The sequence below is a fragment of the Cryobacterium lactosi genome (genome assembly GCF_004403945.1).
Classification (GTDB): Bacteria; Actinomycetota; Actinomycetes; order Actinomycetales; family Microbacteriaceae; genus Cryobacterium; species Cryobacterium lactosi.
Map to the genome: position 1 here is coordinate 165,653 of NZ_SOHM01000031.1, position 22,079 is coordinate 187,731.

The 22,079-nt window shown below is 66.7% G+C and carries 20 protein-coding genes; 12 read left to right on the forward strand and 8 right to left on the reverse strand.

Features of this window, described 5'->3' with window-relative positions; all coding sequences use genetic code 11:
• Positions 1–4 precede the first annotated feature (4 nt).
• Genes E3T61_RS14475 through E3T61_RS14500 form a run of 6 tightly spaced genes read right to left on the reverse strand, consistent with a single transcriptional unit; the run spans position 5 to position 7,354 of the window.
• On the reverse strand, positions 5–2,344 hold the full coding sequence (locus E3T61_RS14475; protein ID WP_166793252.1) for a glycosyl hydrolase family 95 catalytic domain-containing protein: 2,340 nt from the start codon (positions 2,342–2,344) through the stop codon (positions 5–7).
• A gap of 38 nt (positions 2,345–2,382) precedes the next feature.
• Complete coding sequence (locus tag E3T61_RS14480) at positions 2,383–3,477, reverse strand: Gfo/Idh/MocA family protein (RefSeq protein ID WP_134641544.1); 1,095 nt, start codon at positions 3,475–3,477, stop codon at positions 2,383–2,385.
• Positions 3,474–4,253, reverse strand: a complete 780-nt coding sequence (locus E3T61_RS14485) for a ThuA domain-containing protein (protein ID WP_134641545.1) — start codon at positions 4,251–4,253, stop codon at positions 3,474–3,476. Before E3T61_RS14485 ends, E3T61_RS14480 begins: the two co-directional genes overlap by 4 nt.
• Complete coding sequence (locus tag E3T61_RS14490; RefSeq protein WP_134641826.1) at positions 4,250–5,524, reverse strand: Gfo/Idh/MocA family protein; 1,275 nt, start codon at positions 5,522–5,524, stop codon at positions 4,250–4,252. The genes E3T61_RS14485 and E3T61_RS14490 overlap by 4 nt, the downstream gene beginning before the upstream one ends.
• Positions 5,525–5,528: 4 nt before the next feature.
• The gene (locus E3T61_RS14495) at positions 5,529–6,653 is read right to left on the reverse strand and encodes a Gfo/Idh/MocA family protein (protein ID WP_134641546.1); all 1,125 of its coding nucleotides are present in this window, start codon (positions 6,651–6,653) and stop codon (positions 5,529–5,531) included.
• The gene (locus E3T61_RS14500; protein ID WP_241992586.1) at positions 6,638–7,354 is read right to left on the reverse strand and encodes a ThuA domain-containing protein; all 717 of its coding nucleotides are present in this window, start codon (positions 7,352–7,354) and stop codon (positions 6,638–6,640) included. Before E3T61_RS14500 ends, E3T61_RS14495 begins: the two co-directional genes overlap by 16 nt.
• A gap of 188 nt (positions 7,355–7,542) precedes the next feature.
• Between E3T61_RS14500 and E3T61_RS14505 the strand changes: the two genes are divergently transcribed.
• Positions 7,543–8,619, forward strand: coding sequence for a LacI family DNA-binding transcriptional regulator (locus E3T61_RS14505; protein WP_198418700.1), 1,077 nt, complete (start codon positions 7,543–7,545; stop codon positions 8,617–8,619).
• Between the two features lies 1 nt (position 8,620).
• Here the strand turns inward: E3T61_RS14505 and E3T61_RS14510 are convergent, their stop codons facing one another.
• Both E3T61_RS14510 and E3T61_RS14515 read right to left on the reverse strand, forming a co-directional pair.
• Positions 8,621–9,490, reverse strand: coding sequence for a nucleoside hydrolase (locus E3T61_RS14510; RefSeq protein WP_134641548.1), 870 nt, complete (start codon positions 9,488–9,490; stop codon positions 8,621–8,623).
• Complete coding sequence (locus E3T61_RS14515; protein WP_134641549.1) at positions 9,487–10,488, reverse strand: LacI family DNA-binding transcriptional regulator; 1,002 nt, start codon at positions 10,486–10,488, stop codon at positions 9,487–9,489. Before E3T61_RS14515 ends, E3T61_RS14510 begins: the two co-directional genes overlap by 4 nt.
• Before the next feature lie 288 nt (positions 10,489–10,776).
• On the opposite strand from E3T61_RS14515, the gene E3T61_RS14520 reads away from it, so the two are divergent.
• From E3T61_RS14520 to E3T61_RS14570, 11 genes are all read left to right on the forward strand, one after another.
• Positions 10,777–12,051, forward strand: a complete 1,275-nt coding sequence (locus E3T61_RS14520) for an extracellular solute-binding protein (protein ID WP_134641550.1) — start codon at positions 10,777–10,779, stop codon at positions 12,049–12,051.
• 99 nt (positions 12,052–12,150) lie between these two features.
• On the forward strand, positions 12,151–13,080 hold the full coding sequence (locus tag E3T61_RS14525; RefSeq protein ID WP_134641551.1) for a carbohydrate ABC transporter permease: 930 nt from the start codon (positions 12,151–12,153) through the stop codon (positions 13,078–13,080).
• Complete coding sequence (locus E3T61_RS14530) at positions 13,080–13,985, forward strand: carbohydrate ABC transporter permease (RefSeq protein ID WP_134641552.1); 906 nt, start codon at positions 13,080–13,082, stop codon at positions 13,983–13,985. Before E3T61_RS14525 ends, E3T61_RS14530 begins: the two co-directional genes overlap by 1 nt.
• A 156-nt stretch (positions 13,986–14,141) precedes the next feature.
• Positions 14,142–14,834, forward strand: a complete 693-nt coding sequence (locus E3T61_RS14535) for a GntR family transcriptional regulator (protein WP_134641553.1) — start codon at positions 14,142–14,144, stop codon at positions 14,832–14,834.
• An 83-nt stretch (positions 14,835–14,917) separates the two neighbouring features.
• Positions 14,918–15,913 carry a sugar phosphate isomerase/epimerase family protein gene (locus E3T61_RS14540; RefSeq protein ID WP_134641554.1) on the forward strand — a complete coding sequence of 332 codons (996 nt, stop codon included), beginning with the start codon at positions 14,918–14,920 and terminating at the stop codon, positions 15,911–15,913.
• A gap of 114 nt (positions 15,914–16,027) precedes the next feature.
• Positions 16,028–17,800, forward strand: a complete 1,773-nt coding sequence (locus tag E3T61_RS14545) for a dihydroxyacetone kinase family protein (RefSeq protein ID WP_134641555.1) — start codon at positions 16,028–16,030, stop codon at positions 17,798–17,800.
• Positions 17,797–18,264: a ribose-5-phosphate isomerase gene (locus E3T61_RS14550; protein ID WP_134641556.1), complete on the forward strand. Its 468-nt coding sequence runs from the start codon at positions 17,797–17,799 to the stop codon at positions 18,262–18,264. Before E3T61_RS14545 ends, E3T61_RS14550 begins: the two co-directional genes overlap by 4 nt.
• A gap of 4 nt (positions 18,265–18,268) precedes the next feature.
• A complete protein-coding gene (locus tag E3T61_RS14555; protein ID WP_134641557.1) occupies positions 18,269–19,219 on the forward strand; it encodes a 3-hydroxyacyl-CoA dehydrogenase family protein in 951 nt (316 codons plus the stop codon).
• Positions 19,220–19,260: 41 nt separating this feature from the next.
• Positions 19,261–20,043, forward strand: a complete 783-nt coding sequence (locus E3T61_RS14560; RefSeq protein ID WP_134641558.1) for a triose-phosphate isomerase — start codon at positions 19,261–19,263, stop codon at positions 20,041–20,043.
• Between the two features lie 60 nt (positions 20,044–20,103).
• Positions 20,104–21,501 carry a GntP family permease gene (locus E3T61_RS14565; protein WP_134641559.1) on the forward strand — a complete coding sequence of 466 codons (1,398 nt, stop codon included), beginning with the start codon at positions 20,104–20,106 and terminating at the stop codon, positions 21,499–21,501.
• Positions 21,502–21,645: 144 nt separating this feature from the next.
• Positions 21,646–22,017, forward strand: coding sequence for a nuclear transport factor 2 family protein (locus E3T61_RS14570; RefSeq protein ID WP_134641560.1), 372 nt, complete (start codon positions 21,646–21,648; stop codon positions 22,015–22,017).
• The last annotated feature ends 62 nt before the right edge of the window (positions 22,018–22,079 follow it).

Below are 22,079 nucleotides of genomic sequence, written 5' to 3' on the forward strand. Positions count from 1 at the left end.
CCGCCTAGACGGGCAGCCAGGTCGCGTCGACGTGGAGAGGCCGCTCGCGGATGTCGAGCCGGTGATTGCCCGTTGGAACACCGTCCACGAGGAGCGTCGCGGCGCGGGGAAGTCGAATCAACGTGCCCTCCGGGGGCGCGAGCCACCCCGCCCCGGGAAGGCGACGAATCGTGCACGAGGCACCGTGCGGACTCCACTCCAACCGGTCGACCACGAGGCCGCCGCGAGCGCGCAGTCCGGTCACGGCGCCACGCGGCCAGGCGGTGGGCACGGCGGGAAGCACCGACAGCGAGTCGGTGCCGGACCCCAGCAGCATCGAGGCAACGAGGCCGGGAAGCCCCCCGCTCGCATCCAGGTTGAAGATTCTTCCCGCATCGTGCGTCGTCGCCAGGGTGGGGCTCCAGTGCTCGACAGCAAGCCAGTTGACGCACGTTTCGGCCGCCGCCGCATCGCCGAGCGCTGCGGCCGCCAGGCCGATCTGCACGAGGCCGAAGGCCATCTCCATCCGGCCGGGCGGTGCCGACGGCGCAGCCGCACGCCACGCGATCTTGTCACGCACGGTCGCAACGGCGGCTGCGCGCAAACGCGTCGCCGCCTCACCGTCACCGGCGAAGGCCGGATCGATCTCGTACCACAGCGGGTAGAGCTGGGAGGCGTGACGGTGCGCGATGTTCTCACTCCAGGGCCCGGTGACCCACTCCGCGAGGGTTCCGTCGTCAGCGACGCGATAGGGCGGCAGATCGTCGAGTACACGTGCCCAGCGTTCGTCCAGGGAGTCATCACCGCGGGCCCGGCCGAGCAGCGCCGTTGCTCTCGCGGCATCGCGGAGGATGGCGACGTCGATCGTTGCATCCGTGGCGAGGGGCACCCGAGCGCCTCCCGGCGTGTTCTCGGGCGAGTACGAGGGAACGATCCGGCGCACGCCGTCGACATCGATCCAAGCGGTCTCGGCAAAGCGGAGCACGCCTTCGGTCAGTTCCCACACCCTGTCATCGACGATCGATCTGTCGCCCGTCGTGGAGACGGCGTCGGCCACGACCCGCAGAACCCAGCCGCCGCATCCGGTCCAGAACAGGTGGGGGTAGTCCTCGGAGAAGTGGTTGGCCCGACCGTGATTCGACATACGGGACGGTAACAGCATCCCTTCGGCTCCGAAGATGAGACGTGCGTTGTCGCGGTAGTCGTCGAGGTGCGGGAGCACGAGGTTCAGGAGGGAGAGGGTCAGCTCTGGCGTACCCGTGGCAGTCATACCGGCCATCGCGCCGTTTTGCACGTTGCCGTTCAGGGTGTAATCGGCAGACCAGGCGGGGCGCCAGGTACCCTGCCAGACGCCCTGCAGAGTGGGCGGGAATGCGCCCGTCGAGGCGATGATGTTCGCCCGGCCGCTCAGATAAGCGGTCTCGACCACGCGGCGGCGAGCGCCGTCGTCGCCGGCGCGGGCGGAGGTCCAGAGGTCTTCTGTGCGCGTCGTAGACGAAGCGCCAGCCAGGTCCAGCAGGGAAGCGCCGGTCAGAGGTAGCCTGGTGCGCCGCTCGGCGTGGCGGGCATCGTCCCATGAAGCCGGTAGGCCGCGGGACACGCCAACGCTGAGAGCATCAGAGCGCATCGAGACGTCGACCCGGAACAGCAGTGCCGCCTCGGGCCCGGTCGCCACGTTCGATCGTGTGACGCCGGCATCAACCTGCCACGGCGTGCCGGTGAAGACCGTCACGGCAGCGCGGACGGCGGTGGGAGCGTGACCCGCGGTGGCCTCGAGAATGCCACGATCTCCGCCCGCCACACTGGCCGTGACCGCCGCGGAGCCGTCGGGACCACCGGTGTCCAAGGACGTGGTGCCGCCGGCGCCCAGACCGAGCTCGATGCTGCTCGTACTCGGGGAGTCCGCCTCGACCGATACCAGCACTGACTCACTTCCGTACGGAGCGAGGAGGCGAAGCACGTGTCGTCTGCGTTCGAGATCGGTCCATTCCACCGCGACCTCGCCGCGGAGCGGGTCGATGATCCGCCGCGATTCCACGACGCCGCCAGGGGTCCTGATGGTCAGAGTCGCGCAGAGACCGAGCGGATCGGTCCAGATCAGAGAATCGTCGTACCCGGTTGCCCGGGCTCCCCGGGACAGCGTCCGGCTCGCGGCGTCGGCGTCACCGCGGAGGAGCGCTTCACGCAAGCTCTCCCGCACCGGAGCGAGGTCGGGCGCATCGGGGCGAGGATTGACGGGGAGGAAGTAGCGCTCGTGGGAGAGGGAAACGCTGATCGCGTCGGCCGGACCATGAACGACGGCGCCGACCCGACCGCTGCCGACGATCAGCCCGTCTTCCCACGAGTGAGCGACGGTGGATGTCACAAAGACCGGGTCAGTCATCGGCGTGGGCCCGTCGCACGTCAGCGGGAGAGGCCCGCGTGGACCGTGCCCCAGGACACGAGTGCCTGACGAACCCTGTCGTCGCGTGCCGCACCCAACGCCTCCTTATATGCATCCTCCAGCACATCATCGATTCGCACCCGCGCGCCCTGTGCGGAGGAGCGCACTGCCGCCTCCACCATCGCCAGGCTGAGCACATTGCCGTGCACCTCGCCTGACGGCACCCGGCCGGTGCGAAGGGCGTCGATGAACTCGGTGAGTGAGCCCGCGATTTCCTGCGGGACCGGCTCCAGCTGGGCGCGCAGAACCTCGCTGGATTCCCTGGCTTGCCATTCCGGGGCGCTGTCGCCGTCCCATCGGGCGGTTCCGCCGGCACCATTGACACGCCAGGAACCGTTCCACGAGGTTTCCAGTCCGTCCGCGCACCAGCTCCCCGTGTAGGTGAAGCGCACGCCATCGGCGAATTCAAAGACCGCCACCGCCGCGGCATCGCTCGTGTACCAGCTCCAGCCCGGGTTGTATTCCTCGCAGTAGACGGCGACGGGGTCGCGGTCGAGGACGTAGCGTGCGGCGTCGAACGCGTGCACCGCCATGTCGAGGAGAAGCACATGCGCCATCTCGTCGCGGAAACCACCGAACCGGGGTGCCTTGGCGAATTCGACGGAGGCGGTGCCCACCTGCCCGAGGCCGGCGACCTGTTCACGGAACGCCGCGATCGATGCGTAGTAACGGCGCGACTGGCTGGTCATGAGAAGGCGCCCGGCGACCTCCGCCGTCGCCGCCAGGACGAGCGCCTCCGCGACCGTCGGGGCGATCGGCTTCTCGGACAGCACGGGCAGTCCCGCGAACAGGGCCTCGGAACTGACCGGCAGGTGTGCGCGAGGAACGGTGACATTGACAACAGCCTCGGCGCCGGCCCGTGCGGCCACCTCGGCGACCGATGTTCCGACGGCGAGCGGCAGAACACCCTCCTCCTCGGCGGCGTGCTGAGCGAGTGCCACATCCAGGTCGACAAGACCGACCAGCTCGACCTCGGGGGAGTCGCGGAGGGTGCGGATCCAGGCCCGTCCCATCGCACCAGCACCCACCTGCACGATGCGCACGGGGGCGGTCATCGGACGAGCGCTCCTTCGTAGTCCTGGCCGCTGTAGAAATCTTCAGTCTCGTAGCGCTGCAAGACGGGAAGCCGGCGCGTTGGCAGCGACGTGCGAGCCCACTGCACGCCGTTCGCAATGACCCGGCGCACATGCTCGTGGTGGTAGACGGGATAGTCCTGATCGCCGGGGGAGAAGAAGAAGATGCGGCCGTGGCCGCGTTTGTAGGTCATGCCGGACCGGAAGACCTCGCCGCCCGAGAATGTCGAGAGGAAAATGAGCTCGTCGGGCGCTGGCACGTCGAAGAATTCGCCGTACATCTCCTGCTGCGGAATCACGAACGGCTGCGGCACTCCTTGGGCGATGGGGTGCGTCGGGTCGACGGTCCACACCAGCTCCCGGTCCTCCTCCGAGCGCCACCGCAGCGTGCAGGTGGTGCCCATCAGCTTGCCGAAGATCTTCGACCAGTGGCCGGAGTGCAGCACGAGCAGCCCCATGCCGGCGAGAACGTGACGGTGCACGCGCTCAACGACCTCGTCGGCGACCTCGCCGTGGGCGGCGTGACCCCACCAGACAAGCACGTCGGTGGCGTCCAGAACCTCCTCGGTGAGCCCGTGCTCGGGCTCATCCAGGGTCGTGGTGGTGACCTGGGCGCGTTCACCCAGGTTCTCGACGATGCCCTTGGCGATCGTGGTGTGCATGCCGTCGGGATAGATCGCGCGCACCTTCTCCTCGATCTGCTCGTGGCGGTTCTCACCCCAGACGAGAACGCGGACGGGGGAGTTGGCAGTAGTCATGAGGGGTCCTTCTTCGTTGAGGGGGTCTGGAAAGTTGGCGAGCCATCGGTGGCCGGCCCGGTCGTTGCGGTCAGCCGGCTCTCGTCGGCAGCGCTGCGCTCGACGGCGTCCAGCACCTGCTGCACCTGCACGGCCTCGGCGAACGTCGGCGACGGCTGCGTTCCCGCGGCGATCGCGGTGACGAGGTCGACGACCTGGTGGGTGAACACGTGCTCGTAGCCGAGACCGTGTCCGGTCGGCCACCAGGCGCCGGTGTACGGGTGCGACGGCTCGGTGACCTGGATGCGTCGGAAGCCCTGAGCATCGTCGGGGTCGGTGCCGCCGTAGAACTCCAACTCGTTCATGCGCTCGAAGTCGAAGGCCACGGACCCGCGCTCGCCGTTGATCTCGATCCGGTTGGCGTTGCGGCGGCCGAGCGCCATCCGGGTGGACTCGAAGACGCCCATCGCCCCGCCGCTGAACGATGCGGTGAACGCGGCGGCGTCGTCGACCGTGACCGGGCCGCGTTCCGCTCCCTCTTCGGCGTGACCGCCCAGCCCGGACTGATGCGCCAGAACCGGACGATCGGTGACAAAGGTGCGGAGCATCGCCGAGACTTTGTCGATGCTCTGCCCGGTCAACCACTGGGCGGTGTCGATGCTGTGCGCTCCGATGTCGCCCAGGGCACCCGAGCCGGCCCGCTCCTTGTCAAGCCGCCAGGTGAGCGGCGCTTCGGACGAGCTGAGCCAGTCCTGGAGGTATTGAGCGCGCACGTGCCGGATCTGCCCGAGCCGGCCTTCCTCGATGAACCGTTTGGCCAGCGCAAGGGCCGGGGTGCGGCGGTAGCTGAAGCCGCACATCGCGAAGACGCCCGAGTGGGCGGCGGCGGCTGCGTCCGCCATCAGGCGGGCCTCGGGCACCGAGCGCGCCAGCGGCTTCTCGCAGAGAACGTGTTTTCCGGCCTGCAGAGCAGCGATGGCGATCTCGGCATGCTGGTCACCCGGCGTGCAGATGTCGACCAGGTCGATGTCGTCGCGGGCGATCACCTCCCGCCAGTTCATCGACCACTCCTCGGCCCCGAAGTTCTCGGCGGCCGCCCTGGCGCGACCTTCGTCGCGACCGACGACCACCGCGAGTACCGGCTGGAGCGGGAGAGGAAAAAAGTGCGGGGCGGTTCGCCACGCCTGGGCGTGGGCACGGCCCATGAAGGCGTGACCGATCAATGCCACGCGCAGGCGGGGAGTTCCGGGCGTGCCGGCCTGCTGCTGCAGGGGAGCGGAGTCGTGGGCCATCACGTCAGGCCCGGCTTCCAGCGGTTGTACCCGTCGGACTGGCCTCGGTTGTGGTCCGCAACGGCACGATCTCGGGCCGATCCGCGACGCTATCGATCGTGATGACGGCCTTCTCCTGGCTGGAGCGCAGGATGGCGTCCATGATCTCGAGAACGTGCAGCGCGAGGCGGCCGGATGCGCGGTGTGGGCGGTTCTCGGTGATCGCCTCGGCCAGGTCGGCGAGGCCGACTCCGCGGCCGGTGTCGATGTAGCCGGCGGAGTCGGGGATGCGCTTCCAATCCTGATCGCGAACGGCGGCCTCGACCACATCCGAGAACATGTTCGGGTCAGGCACGGTGATGGTGCCCTCCGTGCCGTACACCTCGAACTTGGACGCGCGGCTCTTCCACACCTCGAAGCTCACGGTGACCGTGGACGTGACACCGTTGGCGTGTTCGAGCAAGGCGCTGACATGGGTATCCACCGACACCGGCACTGGTGTGCCGGCTCGGGGGCCTGACCCGATTGTGCGCACACGGGAGGAGCGGGTGGCGATGCCGGTCACCCGGGTGACGGATCCGAAGAAGTGCACAAGCGCGCTGAGGTAATAGGGGCCCATGTCCAGCAGCGGGCCGCCACCGGGCTGGTAGTAGAACTCTGGCGCGGGATGCCAACGCTCGTGGCCGGGAGCGGTCCACTGAACCTGCGCGGCGATCGGTTCGCCGATCAGGCCCGAATCGAGTGTCTGCCTGGCCGTCTGGATGCCGGTGCCGAGAACCGTGTCCGGCGCGCTGCCCAAGCGGAGGCCGAGCTCTTCGGCGAGCTCGACCATGGGTCGAGCCTCTGCGGGCGTGAGACCGAGCGGCTTCTCCGTGAAGACGTGTTTGCCGGCGCGCAGGGCCCGGGTGCTGATGTCGACGTGGGCTGCGGGGATGGTCAGGTTGAGCACCGCGTCGACCTCGGGGTCGGTGAGTAACTCGTCGACGGTGAGGACTCGGACGCCGTACTCCTCGGCGACCTGCCGGGCGCGCTCCTGATTGAGGTCAGCCACCGCGACGAGGCGCAGCCCAGGAAATGTCGGGAAGTTCGCGAGGTACTGCTCGCTGATCTTGCCGACTCCGACGATTCCGACGTTCAGCGGGATGCCCACAGCAGTCCCCTTTCGATGATGGTCTTCACGTTGGTGTCCTGGAGAATCTCGACGCGGTGGCCCGGGGTCGAAACAAAAATGCGTCCTGCTCCCCACTGACGAGTCCAGATCGCCGGGGACGTGACGGGGCGGGTCCAGGGATCCCAGGGGCGGACCGCCTGAGTGGTGGTGGCGAGCACATCGTTGTAGTCGTCGTGCAGCACCCAGTACTGCTCGGTGACCAGTTCGAAATCTGTGATGCCCTGCGTGATGGGGTGCTCCGCCGCGGCTGCGGTCATCTGGATGACGTGAGGGACATAATTGTCCGACTGCTCGCCAGAACGCTCGTCCGGATGTCTGCCCGGGTGCGCGGCGAATTGGCCACCGATGAGCTGCAGGTAGTCGGAGTTGTTCCGGTAGGAGTCGGCGATACCCCCGTGCCACCCGGCGAGGCCGGTGCCGTTCTCAACGGCGGCGCGCAGGCCCAGGAATTCAGGCCCCTCGATGGAGGTCATGGTGTTCGCTTGGACGATCAGGTCGACAGTTCGCAGATAGTCCGCGTCGGCGTAGACGGCGGTGGACCCCTCGACACGCACCTCGAAGCCGTTCTCCGTAAGGAACGGGATGAACAGCTCGGTCGCTTCGACCGGCTGGTGCCCATCCCACCCTCCTCTGACGACGAGCGCTTTTTTTGCGGGGGCAGCTGGGGGCATTTTGGTCATCATTGTCCTTGGTGTGCTGAGCGGATCTGGCATTCGTATCGATGTTCACATCGACGGAAGTTGCGCAAGTTTTACTATCACAAAAGAATTCCCAGCCAGCCTATATCGGCCAAACTCGGTAAATCAAGACTGACTAGTGATTGCATTGGCCCATAAGTTGCGCAAGTCGATGGCGCTAGGATGGCCACATGGTCCCCACCGACGCGTCAGCGAAGCCCACGATGGCCCGGATCGCCGAGCGCGCCGGAACAAGCGTCCCGACTGTTTCCAAGGTGCTCAACGGGGGTACCGACGTCTCGGAAGCCACGCGGGCGAGGGTGATGCAGGCCGCTCACGAGCTGGGCTACCGCCGTCGCCCCCGGCTCGGTCCGGTCGCCGAGGATCCACGCGGTGCCCGCATTGTGGATGTCGTGGTGGGGCACATCGGTGGGAGCTGGATCGGCCCGGTACTCGGGGGGATCGAGGACGAGGCCGAGAGGGCGGGAATCGACCTGGTTCTGACGCGGGCACGACCGGATGGCGGTTGGGTGGGCCGTCTGCTGCGGCGCCCGTCTCTCGGGGTCATCCTGGTTCTCGTTGAGGCCTCGGCGCCGCAGCTGCACCTGCTGACCACCGCCGGGGTGCCCGTGGTGGTGGTCGATCCCAGCAGTCGTCCGCCGGCCGACGTGGCCAGTGTCGGTGCCACCAATTGGGACGGCGGGCGAATAGCCGCTGAGCACCTGCTCGGCCTCGGCCACACGCGACTCGGGATCGTGGCCGGCACCCGGTCGCATCTGTACAACGGCGCCAGAATCGACGGCTTCACGACGGCCCTCCGCTCCGCCGGTCTGGATGTGCCTCCGGGACATCTGGTGTACTGCGATTGGGATAGGGAGGGCGCGCGGGCGGCGGCCCGCGTCATGCTGGCCGAAGAGGCCCAGCGGCCGACGGCGGTCTTCGCCTGCTCGGACATGATGGCTCTGGGCGTCTACGATGCGGCCGGTGACGCGGGCCTGCGCATTCCGGATGACCTCAGCGTCGTCGGCTTCGACGACGTCCAGGAGTCCGCCTGGGCGACCCCGCCGATGACGACGGTCCAACAGCCCATCGCCGAGATGGGTGCTGCTGCGTTCAGGATGCTGCAGCAAGCTTCCCCTGCGACGACCCTGCCGTCGTCGGAACGGACGGCGTCGAGGATCGAGCTGGAGACCCGCCTGATCCGGCGCCGATCGGTCGCCCCCGTCCCTGGCGGATCCGGTCAGTCGGCGACCGGCGCCCTGAGGTAATTCACGCCCCGAACTCGCGCAGTTTGGCGAACATGTCCTCGATCAGCCAGCGGGTGTCGACGCCGTCACAGACCCGGATCTTGCGATCCACCCGACCCGGTTCGAGATCGCCGGCCGCCGAGAACCGCGGGGCCTGGCGTGCTCGCCACCGGGCGCCGGCCGGATTGATGACGGCGCCGATCGCGGGGCTGTCGCCGAGAGACCGAAAATCCAGTGGGCCGTACTCGATGGTGGTGTTGAAGACGATGAGCTGATCAACTAGGTAATCGCCGAGTGGGCTGGTTCCGCCCAATCGCGTGCGCAGTTCGGCATGGCCGACGCCGACCATGGAGTAGACCGGCATGGGGATCTGCCACACTGCGATGCCGGATTCCATCACGACGTTCGCCGCGGCGACGTCGTTGATGAGGTTGAACTCGGGATGGTATGCCGCGATCTCTTCGTAGGGAGGGCCGCCGACCCAGACGACGACGACATCGCGGGACGCGATCTGGGGAGCCTCAAGAAGCGCGGAGGCGACATCGGTGAGGGGGCCGAGGACGGCGACCCACAGCCTCCCGGCATCGCGCAGGGCTTCCGCCACGATCAGCGACGAGCCCGGCGACGGCGACGGCGTGGACTCGCCGGCCAACGCATCGGGTGACCCGTCGAGAATGCGCACGGCAGAACCGGCGAGGGCCACGACCCTCTCGAGCTCGAGCCGAGAGTCAGCCATGCTGCCGGCCCGACCGAAGTGGGCGGCCACCAGACCACGGATGTCGAGAGTGGGGCTGAGGAGGGCCTGGGCGATCGCGAACTGGTCGTCGGCCTCGTTCGCCGCATCCGTGCTGACGATCAGCCGATGCGGAGGTGGCGGGGTCTTCGCGGTCATGCCGACTCTCGTTGGACGAGGGTGGTTGTCAGGATGGGTCGGCGGTCGACTGCGCGTCCCTTCAGAACCGCGAGGAGAGTCTCCGCGGCAACCCTTCCCATGTCCTCCAGCGGTTGGCGCACTGTCGTGAGCGTCGGATTCATGGTTCCCGCGATGACGACGTCATCGAAGCCGATCACGGCAACGTCGGTCGGAACCTGTCGACCTGCGGCCTGGAGGACTCGGATCGCCCCGCTGGCCATGAGGTCAGAGGAGGCGAAGACGCCATCGAGGTCCGGATGCCGTTGGAGCAGGCGGGCCATAGCCGCAGAACCGCTGACCAGGGTGAACTCACCGTGCACAATCGGGCTCTGGTCGAGACCGAGCTCGGTGAGCTCGTCTCGCCACCCCCTGACCCGGTCACGAGCGGGCTCCATGTCCTGCGGACCGGCGATGATGCCGAGCCGGCGGCGCCCGGCTTCGACCAGCGCGCGCGCCGCAAGCCGGCCGCCGCCATAGTTGTCCGAGTCGACGACGATGGCATCGGGGGCGAGTTCCACGCGCGGCCGGCCGACCCAGGCGATCGGCACGGGGGAGTCGGCAAGCGCCTGCGCGAGGTGCGTGATCTCGTGCTGCAGGATGATGATCGCACCGTCCACCGCGCCCGATCGCAGGAACTTGGGGATGCGATTTCCGTCGTCGTTGTCGGCCGGCAGCAGCACGGGCTGGATCTCGTCGGCGTAGAGGCCCTTCGCGGCGCCCTTGAGCACTGAGGTGAAGAAGGTTCCCGTCAGGCTGTCCAGCTCGTTGAAGGCGACGATGAGCGCGATCGCACCCGCCCGTCCGCCGCGTAGCACCCGAGCCGCGCTGTTTGCTTCGTAGCCCAGCTGCGTGGCGGCCTGCAGAACCGCCGCCGTCATTCTGCTGTCCACCTTCGTCTCGCCCGCTAGTACTCGCGCTGCCGTGGCGCGGGACACACTCGCAAGCCGGGCAACATCCACCAAAGTGGGTCGTGTCATTGTGAATCTCCCTGAGGATTGGGATGGCGATCGGCTGGTCCGGGTGCATTAAGACTTCGATCTCTAGGCTCCCACGATTCTCTGAACCGGGGGATGGATAACGGGATATTTGCGAAACTTTTCAGGGACATATGGGAGAGATCGATATCTGGCGTTGGCGGCGACGATTGTTAATCCGCTCTTGCACCGCATCAAACCGCAAGCTACGTTTATGCCCAGAGATCGTTCTCTAGGCCGGAGTGTGACACTCCGAGGTCCCATGCAAGTCCCCAACGAAGAGGAATTGTCGTGAAAAAGAGCTTGACGGCGATAGTCGCCACAGCAGCAGCGCTCACCGTCGCCCTGGCCGGATGTTCGTCCGGCGGCGGGGGCGGAACATCGGATGACCCGAACGCGGAGGTCTCCTTCTGGTCCTTCACCGGGATCAATGCGAAAGACAACGTCGCGGATTACCTCGAAAAGATGCCTGACGCAAAGATCAAGCTGACCGAGGTCGGCAGCACGACCGAGACCGCTACCGCGCTCACGGCCGCATTGGCAGGCGGCAAGGTGCCCGACCTCATCATGATCCAGAACGACGATCTGCCGAAGTTCGTCGAGAGCAGTTCCAACTTCCTGGACCTGCGCACACTGGGCGGCGACGACATCGCCGACGACTACCTCGACTGGGCGGCCAGTGCAGCCACCGCAGAGGATGGTTCCGTTATCGGTATCCCGACCGACGTCGGAGGATTGGGCTTTGCGTACCGCGCTGACCTCTTCGCTGAGGCGGGCCTGCCGACAGAGCCCGACGAGGTCGCCGCCATGTGGAAAGACTGGCCCTCTTTCATCGCGATGGGCGAGAAGTACACGGCTGCCACCGGCATGCCGTTCGTGGACAACATCGAGACCAGCGTCTTTTTCTCGACCGTCAATCAGGTCAGTGAGAAGTACTACTCGCCAGAGGGGGAGCTCGTCTACGACACGAACCCACAGGTGAAGGATGCCTTCGACGTCGCTGTGGATACCTACGACGCGGGCATCAGCGCGGGCATCGCGGCGTGGTCGTCTGGCTGGGCTCCTGGGCGGGCGAACGGGGCCTTCGCGGTGACCGTGGCCCCGTCCTGGATCCTCTCGGGAATCAAGACCGATGCTCCCGACACCGCGGGCGACTGGCGCATCGCCAGCGTGCCGGGTGTCGGCGGCAACTGGGGCGGGAGCGTCATCGCCATCCCGGCGCGCGCCGAGCACCCCGAGGCGGCGTGGCAGTACATCAAGACGATGTTGTCGGCCGAGGGCCAGGAGGAGCACTTCGCGCAGTCCGGTACCTTCCCGGCCGCGACATCGGCCGTGGCAAGCCAGGCGGTCCTCGACTACACCGACCCCTTCTTCGGAGACTCGAAGATCGGCGAGGTCATGGCGACCTCCGTTCAGCAGTTCCCGTCGTTCTACAACGGCCCTGACACCACCCCGATCAATGGTGCCCTCCTCAACACTCTCGTCGAGGTGGAGTCCGGCAACGTCACCGCGGGCGAAGCGTGGAAGACCGCCCTCACAACGGCCAAGCAGGCCATCGGCGGCTGATCGTCCCACCAACCCGAGTGGCCCGGCGCGTGAATCGCGCCGGGCCGCCCTTTCGACGGAGGTATCCCTGTGTCATCGGCGACAGCCACACTCTCGCGCATGAAGCGCAAAGCTCCAGTGCAGAAAACCATCCGAATCCGCAACTCGGTCGCCGAGCGGATCGCCCCCTACGCCTACATCGCCCCCTTCTTCATCATCTTCCTCATCTTCGGACTCTTTCCCCTTCTCTTCACTTTCTATGTCTCGCTGTTCGACTGGAATCCCATCGGGGAACAGACTTTCATCGGCTTCGGGAACTTCGAGCGTTTGTTCGACGACGGACGGTTCTGGAATGCGCTGCTCAACACATTCGGGATCTTCCTGATCTCGACGATCCCGCAGTTGCTCTTGGCGCTCTTTCTCGCGCACCTGCTCAACCACGCGCGCCTGCGCTGGGCGAACTTCTTCCGGATGGCACTTCTGGTGCCCTACATCACCTCGGTTGCGGCGACCGCGATAGTCTTCGCGCAGATCTTCGACAAGAACTTCGGCTTTGTCAACTGGGTTCTCGGGTTGGTCGGGCTCCCGTCGGTGAACTTCCTGGCCACCAACTACGGGTCCTGGATACTCATCTCGGCGATGGTCATGTGGCGCTGGTTCGGCTACAACACCCTGCTCTATCTGGCGGGGTTGCAGTCGCTGCCCCGCGAGATGTTCGAGGCAGCCTCCGTCGACGGCGCGTCGAGCTGGCAGCAATTCCGGCATCTGACGATCCCGGCACTGCGCCCCGTCATCGTCTTCACGGTCATCATGTCCACCATCGGCGGGCTGCAGATCTTCACTGAACCGCTGCTCGTGTCGCCAGAGTCTGGCCTCACCTGCGGCGCGGGTCGACAATGTCAGACGCTGGCGCTCTTCCTCTATGAGCAGGGCTTCGGCCAGTTCCAGTTCGGCTACGGCTCGGCGATCGGTGTCGTTCTGTTCGTGATCGTCGTTCTCGTGTCGCTGCTCAATTTCTACCTGTCCACACGTACGAGAAAGGCCAACTGATGTCAGAAGTGATCGATCAGGCCATCCCGCAGGTGCCGGTCGCACCAGAGGTGAAGCCGGCCCGGGTGCCGAAGCGGCGAGGCTCCGGCGGCAGGGTCAGCCGGTCCGCGTACGTGTTCCTCGGCATCGCTGTCGTCATATCGGTGTTCCCGCTGTACTACATGTTCGTCATCGCGTCCGCCGGTGCCACGGCCGTGACCTCGATCCCGCCACGGCTGTATCCGGGCACGCAATTCTTCGAAGTCGCCGCCAAGGTGTTCGACACCGTCCCGTTCTTCGCCGCCCTGATGAACAGCGTGTTCGTCTCGCTCACGGTCGCGGTGGTGTCCGCGATCATGTGCGCGATGGCAGGCTTCGCCTTCGCGAAGCTGCACTTCCCCGGCCGGAATCTGTTGTTCCTCATCGTCATCATGACCATGACGGTTCCGGCTCAGCTCAGCGTGATCCCGCAGTACTTGATCATTTCCCAACTCGGCTGGGTCGACACGCTGCAGGCCATCATCGTGCCGGGGCTGGCGAGCGCATTCGGAATCTTCTGGATGCGGCAACACATGTCGACCACGGTCAGTGACGAGCTCATCCAGGCTGCCGTGCTCGACGGCGCCAATTCCTGGCAGATGTTCTGGGGGATTGCCTTCCCAGTGGTGCGCCCGGCCGCGTTCGTGCTCGGCCTGATCACCTTCACGGGAGTCTGGAACGACTTCATGTGGCCGTTCATCGTGCTGAAATCACCGGAGTTGTTCACCGTGCAGATCGCGCTGAAGCAACTCCAGGCCAACCGCACGATCGATGTGGCACTGGCCATGGGCGGATCGTTCCTGGCGACCCTGCCGCTTCTGATCGTGTTCTTCTTCGTTGGACGTCGCATGGTCTCGGGGATCATGGACGGGGCATTCAAAGGCTGATACCGCTCGACTCATCGTCGGCCGACCGATCACCGTCGCCGGGACCGGTCGGGGCGGCCTCCGCGACCGGTGCCGGGCCGGGTGAGGCGGACCAGGTGGCCCGTGGTCGCAATGCCTCGGTCGATAGAGGAGGGGCACACGTGACAGAATTCGCAAATGACCGATCAACATCCCGCTCCGGGGCGCGTGCTGCAACGTAAAGTCCTGGCCGACTACGTGTATGAAGAAATCCTCTCCTCTCTGATCGATGGGCGCCGGGAGCCCTCCGCGACGATCAGCATCGACGGCCTGGCGCGCGAGCTCAACGTTTCACAGACGCCGGTGCGCGAGGCCCTGGCCCGGTTGGAGCACACCGGAATGGTGCGGCGTATCGCACTCAAGGGGTACACCGTCGCCCCGCTGTCGACTCCGAAGGAGCTGGCCCAGCTGGTTGACGCCCGCATCGTGATCGAACCGACGAACGCCGAGTGGGCGTGCAAACGCGCTACGACCCAACTCTGCGACGCGTTGCAGGAAACCATTGACCGTCTCGGGGCGTCGCACACCGGCGCCACCTTTGCGGAGTTCCGTGACTACTGGCAGGCAGATGAGGATTTTCACCGCATCATTGCCGAGAACGCCGACAACCCTTTCGTGCTGGCCGCCTTCAAGACCCTCGGGGGCCAGATCCAGCGGTTCAGGTTCTTTGCCGGCAAGGGTGTGACGGATGCCGACAGCGCGATCCGCGAGCACACCGCCATTCTGCAGGCCTTCCTCGACCGTGATCCGGAGCGGGCGCGAGTGGCAATGGTGGAGCATTTGGTGGGTGTTCGCGAGCGGTCCGTGCGCGACAGCGGGGGAGTCGAGTAGGCCTGAGCCGCCGCCGTCGGCTTGACAAGCGCTCTTTGATCGTAGATCGTATAGGAAATACGATCTACACAACGGAGTGATGTATGCGCTACACAGCCCAAACCTGGCCCATCACTGCAGCACTGCTGCAGTTTCCCGGAACCGATGCCCACGGCACCTCGACGCAGGACGCCGATGCAGGCGTCTGGGCGGAGGTCTTCACCGAGGTGAAGGAGGCCGGCTTCGCCAACGTCGACCTCTTCGACACCTGGATTCGCCCCGGGGATCTTTCCAGCGATCGGCTGGATGAACTGGGGGCCACCGCCAGAAGCGTGGGCGTGGGCGCGCCGTCGATCTCCGCCATCCGTCGCAGCGTCATCGACGAGGCCGGCTGGCAAGACAACCTCGCCTACAGCCATCGCACCCTCGAGGCGGCCGCCCACCTCGGCTGCGAAGTCGTCTCGTTCGGCCTGCACCAGGCACTGACCCCGGAGCAGAAGAGGCAGCTGTGGTTCTGGACCGTCGAAGGCCACCAGGATCCCGTCGGCGACGCCGAGGTCTGGGGCAAAGCCGTCACGCGCCTGCAGGAACTCGGCCGCCACGCCGCCGAGCTGGGGCTGCTGATGTCGCTGGAACTCTACGAAGACACCTACCTCGGCACCGGAGACTCCGCCGCACAGCTGGTGCAGGACATCGGGTTGACCAACGTGGGGTTGAACCCCGACATCGGCAACCTGGTGCGTCTGCACCGTCCGATCGAAGCCGTGCAGGAGATGATCGCGAAAACGGTTCCCTACGCCAACTACTGGCACGTGAAGAACTACAGCCGAGACGAGAACCTGGCCCGCAACCAGTTCACCGCCGTGCCGGCACCGCTGGAGAGCGGCGTGATCAGCTACCGGGAAGCCTTCCGCACGGCACTCTCCTTCGGCTTCCAGGGCATCATCTGCACGGAGCACTATGGCGGCGACGGCCTCAGCGTCTCGGCCACCAACCAGGCCTACCTGCGAGAGAAGATCCTGCCGAAGACCGAGAACTACGTTCTCGGCACCCCGCTCGTGGCCCAGGGACGGCAGACGCCGAACGTCGCTTCCGCCTAGGCCGGGCACATCCGGCGCGCCTAATGACAACGGCCCCGCTCTACCTCACTGCGCCTTCGGCGCCGCTTACGCTCGAACGCGGCCGCCGGCGCCCAACCTGTTCAACGGAGAATAATGACACGGATATTTGACGATCCCGCCGCATTCGCCGACGACGCCTTGACCGGATTCGTCGCAGCCCATCGGCGCTATGTCGCCCGCGTGGACGGTGGCGTTGTGCGGGCCACCGAAATGACCCCCGGGCAAGTCGCTGTCGTCATCGGCGGTGGTTCGGGACACTATCCCGCCTTCGCCGGCCTGGTCGGCCAGGGTCTGGCCGCCGGTTCGGCCTGCGGCAACATGTTCGCCTCGCCGGCGGCCGCCCAGATCTACCGGGTCGCCAAGGCGGCCAACGCCGGAGGCGGAGTGCTGCTGAGCTACGGCAACTACGCCGGGGACGTGCTGCACTTCGGTCAGGCCCAAGACCGCCTGAACGCGGAGGGTATCCCCACCCGCACGGTTGTCGTCACCGATGACATCGCCAGCGCCCCCGTGGCCGACCTCGACAAACGGCGCGGAATCGCGGGTGACCTGACGGTCTTCAAAATCGCCGGCGCTGCAGCGGAGGCCGGGCACGATCTCGCCGACATCGAACGGCTGGCCCGCGCGGCCAACCTACGCACCCGTTCCCTCGGGGTGGCCTTCGACGGCTGCACCCTGCCGGGGGCCGACGAACCCCTCTTCAGCGTTCCCGCCGGCCGGATGTCGCTGGGGCTGGGCATCCACGGTGAGCCGGGGATCTCCGACCACGACCTGCCCAGCGCCAGCGAGCTGGCCGGACTCCTCGTCAGCCGGCTCCTCGCCGAGAGACCTGCCGGTGCCGGAAACCGGGTCGTGCCCATCGTCAACGGTCTCGGCACGGTCAAGTACGACGAACTCTTCCTGCTCTTCGGCAAGATCGAGACCCTGTTGCAGAACGCCGGTCTCGAGGTCGTCGAACCCGAATGCGGGGAGCTGGTCACCAGCCTGAACATGTCGGGCCTCTCGCTCACCCTGTTCTGGGTCGATGACGAACTGCTCGAGCTCTGGACGGCGCCGGCCGACACTCCCGCGTTCCGCCGAGGCAACACCACCGCCCGGGCACAGCGCACCTTCGAGCACTCCGCGCCTGACGAAGAAACGGCGACGCCACCGGCCACGGATGCCGCCACCAGGCTCGGCGCCGGCGCCCTCACCCTGCTGCGGGCCGCCCAGGCGGTCGTGCTCGAGCACGAGCAGGACTGGGGCCACCTGGATGCAATCGCCGGCGACGGCGACCACGGTATCGGCATGCGTCGAGGCGTCGACGCCGCTGCGCAGGCCGCGACCGTGGCCGTTCAGGCAGGCGCCGGTGTCGATCGGGTGCTCGGCCAGGCCGGCGAGGCCTGGGCCGAGAAGGCCGGCGGCACCTCTGGTGCGCTCTGGGGAGCGGCACTATGCGCCACGGGTCGCTCGCTCGGTGACCGGGAGGGTTACGCCACCGCCGACGCCGTCGACGCGGTCGAATCGTTCAGTTCCGCGATCATCGAGCTGGGCAAGGCCGAACTCGGCGACAAGACGATGGTGGACGCGTTGCTTCCCTACGTCGCGGCGTTCACGGCCGAAAGCCGTGCCGGCGCATCCATCGTCGACGCCCTCACGGCAGCGGCCGCGGCAGCGGAGACGGCGGCCGCCGACACGGCCGCGCTGAGCCCACGGCGCGGGCGGGCCCGTCCGCTCGCCGAGCGCAGCATCGGACATCCCGACCCCGGAGCCGTCTCGTTCGGGCTGATCGCCGCCGGCGTGGCCCGTGCGCACGCCGCTCTCGCGACCCCGGACACCAGCACAACCGACACAGAAGCACCGACAGCAGAGGACGTGAGCGCATGAGCACCAAGTGGCGCATTGTCATCGGCAACGATGAAGCCGGTGTCCAATTCAAGACCGCCTTGAAACAGCTGCTCGAAGCGGACGACCGCGTCGAGACCGTCACCGATGTGGGCGTGGGAGAGAAGGACACCACCGCCTACCCGCACATCGCCGTCACCGCGGCGCGCAGGGTCGCTGCGGGGGAGTTCGACCGGGCATTGCTGATTTGCGGCACCGGGCTGGGCGTGGCCATCTCGGCCAACAAGGTTCCGGGCATCCGCGCCGTCACCGCCCACGACAGCTACTCCATCGAGCGATCCGTGCTGAGCAACAACGCCCAGGTCCTCACGCTCGGCCAGCGGGTCATCGGCCTCGAACTGGCCAAGAAACTGGTCACCGAGTGGCTCGGTTACCGGTTCGACGAAAGTTCCGCCTCGGCCGACAAGGTCGCCGCGATCGCATCCTACGAAGTGAAAGAGAGCTAAACCCATGACACACACCATCGCAATCGTCGGATCCGGCTACATGGGCGGCGGCATCGCCCAGGTTCTGGCCCTCGCCGGCAACCAGGTCTACCTCGCCGACATCTCGCTCGAGGTGACCGAGAAGAACTACCAGCGTCTCATCGCCGAATCGCGGGATTTCGTCGCGGCCGGCCTCTTCGCCGAGGGTTCCACCGCCCTCCTCGAGGCCAACCTGCACGTGGCCGCGACTGTGGAAGACGCCGTCGCCGGCGCCGACTTCATCGAGGAGGCCGTGCCAGAGGTGCTCGCGATCAAGCACGACATCCTCGCCCGTATCAGCGCCGCCGCGCGCCCCGAGGCCATCATCGGCTCCAACACCTCCACCATTTCGATCGGCGACATGGCGTCAGCGGTGATCCACCCCGAGCGTTTCCTCGGTGTGCACTTCTCCAACCCGTCTCCGTTCATCCCCGGCGTCGAGGTCATCCCGCACACCGGCACCGCCGCGGACGTCGTCGACCGGGCCCGCGAGATCGTGCATTCCACGGGCAAGCAGACCGCCGTGGTGAAAGACGTCACCGGATTCGTGCTCAACCGCCTGCAGTACGCGCTCTTCCACGAAGCCACTCAATTGGTCGAAGAAGGCGTTGCCACGCCCGACGACATCGACACCCTGGTGCGCACCACCTTCGGGTTCCGCCTGCCGATCTTCGGCCCCTTCGCCATCGCCGACATGGCCGGACTCGACGTTTACAACTTCTGCTACGCATCGCTGCAGACCGGGTTCCCTGAGCGGTTCGCGACACCGAAGATCCTCACCGATCTGGTGGATGCGGGAAAGCTCGGCACCAAGTCGGGCGGCGGCTTCCTCGACGTTCCCGCGGAGCGCACGGCGGACCTCATCGCCTACCGCAACAAGGCCTATGTGGCCATGCAGAAGCTCATCGACGACCTCGGCCCGGCCCCGCTGCACTAGACCCCGGTCACCCGGAGGCCTCGACCTTGCCAGCACCGACCATGCCAGCATCAACCCCTGCCACGACGGGGCAACAGCACTGCGTTATCGGAGTCAGCACCAAAATGTACCTGGGCTACCAGGCCAGCCTGGACTGGCTCACGGCAGTGCGCGCCGTCGTGGCGGCTCGCGCGCCGCTGCCGGCCGCACTGACGGTCTTCGTCGCCCCCTCGTTCCCCGTGCTCGAGAGCGCGCACCGTATTCTGGCCGGCAGCGGGGTGGTGCTCGGCGCCCAAAACTGCAGCACGGCGGCAGGCGCCCTCACCGGTGAAGTCAGCCCCGCCCTGCTCGCGGAAATGGGTGTGGAGCTTGTCGAGATCGGCCACGCCGAACGCCGTCGGCTCTTCGGTGAGACGGATGCGGTCGTCGCAGCCAAGACGGCGGCGGCCGTCTTGGCCGGGCTCACGCCGTTGCTCTGTGTGGGGGAGACCGTGCGTGACACCCCCACCGCCACGGCACAGTTCTGCTACGAGCAGATCACCAACGCGCTCGGCCGGGGTGTGCACCTGGACAGCGTGATGGTCGCCTACGAACCCGTCTGGGCGATCGGCGCCGCCGAGCCGGCCGAGCCCGCCTATGTGAACGACGTCGTCGGTCGACTGCGCGAGTCACTTCGCCCGCTCTCTGCGGCCGGGGGCCCGCAGATCATCTACGGCGGAAGCGCCACGGTGGGTCTCCTGCCACGGCTGGTGGCCGTGGACGGGCTGTTCCTCGGTCGGTTCGCTCACGATCCAGCCGCGTTCGGCCGAATACTCGACGAGGCCATCCACCGCGTCAGCCGGTGATCCCTGCGCTCGCTGCCCCTGTTTTCCTTGAATCAATGACGTTTCGTAAGGACATTGCCCATGCTCACCCTTCAGACGGCGACCGAGCTCGCCCTCCCCGTCCCCGCATTGCTCGGCATCGCCGTCGGCGCGGTCGTGGTGCTCTTGCTGTTGATCATCAAATTCCGCATGCACGCCTTCTTCGCGCTCATCATCGTGAGCATCGTCACCGCCGCCGTGGCTGGCGTCAACGCCGATGAACTCATCGACACCCTCGTGGGCCCGTTCGGACGTACCCTGGGCAATGTCGCCCTGCTGGTCGGGTTCGGTGCCGTTCTCGGTCGCATCGTCGAGACCTCAGGCGGTGCCCAGGTTCTCGCCGACAGCCTGCTGCGAGTCTTCGGCGAGAAACGCGCCCCGCTCGCCCTGTCGGTCGCGTCACTCCTGTTCGGGTTCCCGATCTTCCTCGATGCCGGGTTCCTCGTGATGCTGCCCATCATCTACACCGTGGCCCGGCGCCTGGGTGGCGGACTGCTGCTCTACGCTCTCCCGGCAACGGGCGCGTTCCTGATGATGCACGCCCTCGTGCCGCCGCACCCCGGCCCCGTCGCCGCCGCCGGAATCATCGGCGCCGATGTCGGTCTCGTGCTGATGGTCTCCCTGCTCGTCGGATTGCCGACCTGGTACGTCGCCGGCTATCGGCTCGCGCTCGTGCTGGCCAAGCGCCATCCGGCCCTCGCTGTTCCGGAACTGCTCGGCCTGCCGCCCAAGACGGTGGTCAACCCGCCCAAGTTCGGCGTCGTCCTGCTGGTGCTGCTTCTTCCGCTGGTGCTCATCTTCATGAACACCGGTCTCTCCACTCTGGTCGCCACCGGGACCATCGGCGACGACCAACTGTGGGCGCAGATTCTCATCTTCATCGGCAACACGCCCATCGCACTTCTCCTGTCGACACTGCTGGCCATGTACCTGCTGGTGATTCGGCGTACCCGCGGTCGGCTGGGCGGGGCTCTGGAAGACCTCGTCGACGATGCCCTCGCGCCCGTCGTGTCGATCATCCTGATCACCGGGGCCGGCGGCATGTTCGGCGGCGTCCTGACCGCGACGGGTATCGGCGGTGCGATGGCCGAGAGCCTCGACGCCATCGGGTTGCCGCTCATTCTGGCGGGATTCCTCGTGGCCGTCATCATGCGCGTCGCTCAGGGCTCGGCCACCGTCGCGGGCACAACCGCAGCTGGTCTGATGGCGCCGGCAATCCTGGCCTCGGGGGAGACCAACCCCTTCGCGCTGGCCTGCATCACCGTCGCCATCGTCGCCGGTGCCATCACGTTCTCGCACGTGAACGACTCAGGCTTCTGGCTGGTGAGCCGATTCCTCGGTCTCAGCACGTCGCTCGCCCTGCGCACCTGGAGCGTGCTCGCCACCGCGATCGGGTTCATGGCTTTCGGTCTGGTCTGGATCCTGTACTCATTCGTGTGAACAACCTCGGGGTGAGACCAAGGGGGACCGCAGGACACGGGGGCTGGTTCAGTCTCCCTGATTCGGCTACCGTGCTGCCCAGGCGGGTCGGCAGGACACCCCGCACGATCTCGGCACGAGAACGCGTCGGAAAGGACGAGGAACATGAGCTTCACTCCCGAGGAGAGCGCCACCCCCGAGGAGATCGCGCAAGCGTTCTCCAGCCACCGCTTCGAGGTGGCCCTGCCGTATCTCGCCGACGACATCGTGTGGAGCGTCGTCGGTGACGAGCCGGTGCTCGGGCGCGACACCGTAGAGAAACTCTGCCGACGGAGCGCCGAGGACCTCGTGCAGGTGACCACCGAGTTCCAACGCTTTCGCACGGTCGTCGGCGGTGACAGCGTCGTGGTCGACAGCCTCGCTCGGTACACCGAGGCCGGCGGCGACGTTTCGGTGGTGGCGTCCTGCGACATCTTCGATTTCGTCGACGGTCGCGTCACCGAGATCGTCTCGTACACGATCGAGATCGACGGCTGACGGCCGCTCCAGCGTTCTCGAGCCCGGTCTGAGCACCATTGCAGTATTTGAGCGTGGTGGCG

Excerpts from the sequence above, each read along its gene's own strand:
- E3T61_RS14480 (WP_134641544.1), bottom strand. The coding sequence starts at position 3,477 with ATGACCGCCCCCGTGCGCATCGTGCAGGTGGGTGCTGGTGCGATGGGA.
- E3T61_RS14485 (WP_134641545.1), bottom strand. The coding sequence starts at position 4,253 with ATGACTACTGCCAACTCCCCCGTCCGCGTTCTCGTCTGGGGTGAGAAC.
- E3T61_RS14490 (WP_134641826.1), bottom strand. The coding sequence starts at position 5,524 with ATGGCCCACGACTCCGCTCCCCTGCAGCAGCAGGCCGGCACGCCCGGA.
- E3T61_RS14500 (WP_241992586.1), bottom strand. The coding sequence starts at position 7,354 with ATGACCAAAATGCCCCCAGCTGCCCCCGCAAAAAAAGCGCTCGTCGTC.
- E3T61_RS14505 (WP_198418700.1), top strand. The coding sequence starts at position 7,543 with ATGGTCCCCACCGACGCGTCAGCGAAGCCCACGATGGCCCGGATCGCC.
- E3T61_RS14510 (WP_134641548.1), bottom strand. The coding sequence starts at position 9,490 with ATGACCGCGAAGACCCCGCCACCTCCGCATCGGCTGATCGTCAGCACG.
- E3T61_RS14515 (WP_134641549.1), bottom strand. The coding sequence starts at position 10,488 with ATGACACGACCCACTTTGGTGGATGTTGCCCGGCTTGCGAGTGTGTCC.
- E3T61_RS14525 (WP_134641551.1), top strand. The coding sequence starts at position 12,151 with ATGAAGCGCAAAGCTCCAGTGCAGAAAACCATCCGAATCCGCAACTCG.
- E3T61_RS14530 (WP_134641552.1), top strand. The coding sequence starts at position 13,080 with ATGTCAGAAGTGATCGATCAGGCCATCCCGCAGGTGCCGGTCGCACCA.
- E3T61_RS14535 (WP_134641553.1), top strand. The coding sequence starts at position 14,142 with ATGACCGATCAACATCCCGCTCCGGGGCGCGTGCTGCAACGTAAAGTC.
- E3T61_RS14540 (WP_134641554.1), top strand. The coding sequence starts at position 14,918 with ATGCGCTACACAGCCCAAACCTGGCCCATCACTGCAGCACTGCTGCAG.
- E3T61_RS14545 (WP_134641555.1), top strand. The coding sequence starts at position 16,028 with ATGACACGGATATTTGACGATCCCGCCGCATTCGCCGACGACGCCTTG.
- E3T61_RS14550 (WP_134641556.1), top strand. The coding sequence starts at position 17,797 with ATGAGCACCAAGTGGCGCATTGTCATCGGCAACGATGAAGCCGGTGTC.
- E3T61_RS14555 (WP_134641557.1), top strand. The coding sequence starts at position 18,269 with ATGACACACACCATCGCAATCGTCGGATCCGGCTACATGGGCGGCGGC.
- E3T61_RS14560 (WP_134641558.1), top strand. The coding sequence starts at position 19,261 with ATGCCAGCATCAACCCCTGCCACGACGGGGCAACAGCACTGCGTTATC.
- E3T61_RS14565 (WP_134641559.1), top strand. The coding sequence starts at position 20,104 with ATGCTCACCCTTCAGACGGCGACCGAGCTCGCCCTCCCCGTCCCCGCA.
- E3T61_RS14570 (WP_134641560.1), top strand. The coding sequence starts at position 21,646 with ATGAGCTTCACTCCCGAGGAGAGCGCCACCCCCGAGGAGATCGCGCAA.